The organism is Marinagarivorans sp. (genome assembly GCF_982758155.1).
Map to the genome: position 1 here is coordinate 2,823 of NZ_CEXWTU010000121.1, position 4,635 is coordinate 7,457.

The window sequence follows — 4,635 nt, forward strand, 5'->3', positions numbered from 1 at the left end:
CGCCAAGCGAGAATTAAATGACTATTTCAGCAGCTAATAATTTTACCGACTTCAAAGTCGCCGCCAAAGACCAAGCCCATTTTAATGAGCTTGCCGCGTTTGGTCGTCGCGAAACACAAATTGCCGAAGGCGAAATGCCTGCATTAATGGCATTACGTACTCAATACAAAGCTGACCAGCCGCTCAAAGATGCGAAAATTATGGGTTGTATTCACATGACAATCCAAACAGCCGTTCTAATCGAAACCTTAGTAGAACTCGGGGCCGAAGTTCGCTGGTCGAGCTGTAATATTTTCTCAACCCAAGACCATGCCGCCGCAGCCATAGCCGCCGCCGGTATTCCGGTTTTTGCTTGGAAAGGCGAAACAGAAGAAGAGTTCTTGTGGTGCATAGAACAAACCATCGCCAAAGAAGGCGTAGAGTGGAGCCCCAATATTATTTTGGATGACGGCGGCGACTTAACCGAAATGGTTCACAATCGTTTCCCTGAGCTGCTCGACAACATTCACGGCATCTCTGAAGAAACAACCACAGGCGTACATCGTTTATTGGAAATGATGGAAAAAGGCGAATTAAAAGTGCCGGCCATCAATGTAAACGATGCAGTGACTAAATCTAAAAACGACAACAAATACGGTTGTCGTCACAGCTTAAACGATGCCATTAAACGCGGTACCGATCACCTATTATCTGGTAAAAAAGCCCTTGTTGTTGGCTATGGCGATGTAGGTAAAGGTTCTGCGGCTTCGTTACGCCAAGAAGGCATGATTGTAAAAGTGAGCGAAATCGATCCGATTTGCGCGATGCAAGCCTGTATGGATGGCTTTGAAGTTGTTTCACCTTACAAAGGCGGCGCAAATACCGGTAAAGTAGAAGATATCGACACTCTTTTATTAGGCACTACCGATTTAATCGTAACCACAACCGGCAACATTAATGTCTGTGATGCGGCAATGCTGCAAACTTTAAAAAATCGCGCTGTTGTGTGTAACATTGGCCACTTCGATAATGAAATCGATACCGCCTTTATGCGCACAAACTGGGAATGGGAAGAGATTAAACCGCAGGTACACAAAGTTTACCGCGACAAAGCTAGCGACAACCATTTACTGCTATTATCTGAAGGCCGCTTGGTTAACCTCGGTAATGCAACTGGCCACCCTAGCCGTATTATGGATGGTAGTTTTGCCAACCAAGTGCTTGCGCAAATTCACTTATACGACGCAAAATTTGCCGACTTACCTGCTAGCGAAAAAACCCAAAATATTTACGTTAAAATATTGCCTAAAAAGCTGGATGAAGAAGTGGCAAAAGCCATGGTTGAAGGTTTTGGCGGTGTATTAACGCAGCTAACACCAACGCAAGCGGAATACATTAATGTTCCAGCCGAAGGCCCCTACAAGCCAGAAAGCTACAAGTATTAGGGGCGGGGTAATAATAGTTTGTCCAATTGGCGAGGGCGCCTGTTTTCTCAATAAGGCGCCCGAAGGGGCGCATGCCGGGGCATGTAACGCTTCGGGCAACGCAGTTGAGGAAGCAGGAGGCAAGTATAATTGGATAAAGTATTTTTTCCTCGGCCCTTAATCGCTGCTATCTCTGTACTGCCTTACTTTGCACCTTGTTACCATCAAGATGCAAAGTAAGGCGACTAACAACGGCAAAACCACTAGGAATTAACCATGAGTGACATTGAACCTCTTCGTTTAAGCTTTGAGTTTTTCCCGCCTAAGACTGAAAAAGGCCGAGAAAAACTGGCCAACGTTCATAAAGAATTAGCCGTCTGCGAGCCTGAATTTTTTTCGGTCACCTACGGTGCTGGCGGTTCAACCCGCGACAATACCATCGGTAGTGTTAAAGCCATTAAAACTGCCGGTAGCGCAGTAGCACCGCACTTGTCTTTTGGCGGCGATGATGAAGAATCCATGATAGCGTTGCTCAATGAATACAAGGACATGGGCATTGATCGCCTTGTCGCATTACGCGGCGATATGCCTTCTGGCATGGGTGGTTCTTACCAAATGGTTTATGCCAATCAATGAGTAGAATTTATTCGCAAGCATACCGGCGATCATTTTCACTTAGAGGTTGCGGCCTACCCCGAGATTCACCCAGAGGCAAAAAGCTTTGATAGCGACATCGATTTTTTAAAACAAAAATTCGATGCGGGTGCAAGCTCTGCAATTACGCAATACTTTTACAACCCAGACGCTTACTTCTACTTTATAGAAAGCTGCATGGAAGCGGGGATAGATAAGCCTATTTACCCAGGTATTATGCCCATTACCAACTATCAAAGCCTATCGCGCTTTAGCACCAATTGCGGCGCCGAGATTCCGCGCTGGATGCGCAAACGCTTAGAAGCCTTTGGCGATGATACAGATAGCATTAAAGCGTTTGGATTGGATATTGTGAGCGAACTGTGCGAAATATTACTCGAAAATGACGCGCCAGGTTTACACTTTTACACCATGAATAATGCTGAGCCAATCACCACGATTATAGAAAACCTGGGTTTAATTCCAGGTAAAGGTTAATTCTAGAATTAATCTAACGACTGCGGCGCTATTCACAGCGCCGTACATTTTAGCACTATCAGCTTACGTTATTACTTATGCGCATCCCTCGTATTTATACCACTGTAGAACTCACCACAAATATTCAAGCCGAACTTGAAGAGAGCATCGCGCACTACCTCGGCAAGGTATTACGGATGACGACAGGGCGCGAGCTTGTTTTATTTAACAATACCGGCGGCGAATACCAAGCGACCATTGTTGATATTAGTAAAAAGAGAGTTTGCGTAGATGTAGGCCAGTTTATCGAAGGCAATCGCGCCTCACCACTCACCACGCATTTAGCGATTGGTTTGTCCCGTGGCGAACGCTGGGATTTAGTCCTTCAAAAAGCGACTGAGTTGGGGGTTAGTGAAATCACCCCATTAATGACCGAACGCAGCGAGGTTAAACTGAGCGGTGAACGGCTCGATAAAAAAATGGCACACTGGCAAGGTATTATTATCAGCGCTTGCGAACAATGCCAACTCAACATTTTACCAAAACTAAACGCGCCCATTCCTTTTAGTCAATTTATTACCGGCGAGCACAGCGGCTTAAACTTGGTACTGCACCACCGTAGCGATAAAAAACTAACAGATTATAGTGCTCCAAGCTCCTGCACATTACTGGTAGGACCAGAAGGCGGGCTGAGTGATGATGAGATTATTCAAGCGCAAAACAAGACCTTTAATGCGCTCACGCTCGGGCCACGTGTACTCAGAACAGAAACGGCTCCGCTAGTTGCATTAAGTGTATTGCAAATGGCTTGGGGCGATTTTTAACAAAAGCGCCCCGCCCAATTAATTACCGCCAACAGAGTATTCGTAATTACGTAATACATCTAGAAATTCTTGGCCATACTTTTGCGCTTTGGCATCACCCACACCACTTACCTGCATCAGCTGCTGGGTATTTTGCGGCCGTACTTCTAGCATATGTTTTAAGCTAGCATCGTGAAAAATAACATACGGCGGAACACCGTATTCTTCCGATAATCGTCGTCGGCATTGTCGCAATGCATGCCACAAAGGAAGGTCTTCGTGATCAACCTCAATAGCCTGGCGTTTGCCTTTTTTGGTGGTTGTTTTCGTATCTTTACGCAATTCGATATTTTGCTCGCCACGCAATAACGCGCGACAGCTTTCGGTTAATAATAAACTGCCGAATTCACGATCAACATCCAAAAATCCCAGCGCGGCTAATTGCCTAAACAAACCTTTCCATTCGTGTTGCGACATATCACTACCGATGCCAAAGGTCGTTAATTTATCGTGGCCATATTGTTGAATTCTGTCATTTTTTTCGCCCCGTAATACATCAACAACATGCTGTACGCCATAACGCTGGCCTGTTCGGTAAACACACGACAACGCTTTTTGTGCCGCTTCTGTAGCATTCCACGTTTGTGGCGGCTCGATACACGTATCGCAATTACCGCATGGCTCCGGCAGCTCATCATCAAAATAACGCAATAATGTTTGTCGCCTGCAGCTCGCCAACTCACACAATGCCAACATCGCATTAAGTCGCTCTTGCTCGGCACGACGGAAAGCTTCGTTGCCTTCACTATTGCTCGTCATTTGTCGCAGCTTAACAACATCTTCAAAACCGTATAACAGCAGTGCTGTCGAGGGAGCACCATCACGGCCCGCTCGACCGGTTTCCTGATAATAAGCCTCGATACTTTTGGGCATATCTAAGTGAGCAACAAAACGTACATCGGGCTTATCAATGCCCATTCCAAAGGCAATGGTAGCCACCATCACCACGCTATCTTCACGCAAAAAACGGCGCTGGTGCTTGGCTCGCATTTCAGGCGGTAAGCCTGCATGGTACGGCAAGGCATCAAAGCCCTCCTCTCGTAACCAGGCGGCGGTTTTTTCAACTTTATCGCGCGATAAACAATACACAATACCGGCATCGCCATCGTGTTCTTGTTTTAGAAATTTAATTAACTGCTGACGCGGGCGGTCTTTGGGTTGAATACGGTACTGAATATTGGGCCGATCAAATCCGCTGATAAATTGCTGCCCATCGTGCAGTGCCAGGCGATCAATAATTTCTTGTCGCGTGCGCGTAT

General features: G+C 46.2%; 3 protein-coding genes and 1 pseudogene. 3 read left to right on the forward strand and 1 reads right to left on the reverse strand.

The genetic code is table 11. The annotated features are described in order from the left end of the window. Positions 1 to 17: 17 nt before the first annotated feature. From ahcY to AC3A8L_RS13095, 3 genes and pseudogenes are all read left to right on the forward strand, one after another. A complete protein-coding gene (gene ahcY / locus AC3A8L_RS13085) occupies positions 18 to 1,424 on the forward strand; it encodes an adenosylhomocysteinase (protein WP_487962710.1) in 1,407 nt (468 codons plus the stop codon). Between the two features lie 255 nt (positions 1,425 to 1,679). Next, positions 1,680 to 2,534, forward strand: a pseudogene (gene metF, locus AC3A8L_RS13090) (methylenetetrahydrofolate reductase [NAD(P)H]). A gap of 77 nt (positions 2,535 to 2,611) precedes the next feature. Next, positions 2,612 to 3,337 carry a 16S rRNA (uracil(1498)-N(3))-methyltransferase gene (locus AC3A8L_RS13095; RefSeq protein ID WP_487962711.1) on the forward strand — a complete coding sequence of 242 codons (726 nt, stop codon included), beginning with the start codon at positions 2,612 to 2,614 and terminating at the stop codon, positions 3,335 to 3,337. Positions 3,338 to 3,355: 18 nt separating this feature from the next. On the opposite strand, the gene AC3A8L_RS13100 is transcribed toward AC3A8L_RS13095, so the two are convergent. After that, positions 3,356 to 4,635 (reverse strand): RecQ family ATP-dependent DNA helicase (locus AC3A8L_RS13100; RefSeq protein ID WP_487962712.1); only part of this gene is annotated, 1,280 nt, incomplete at its 5' end.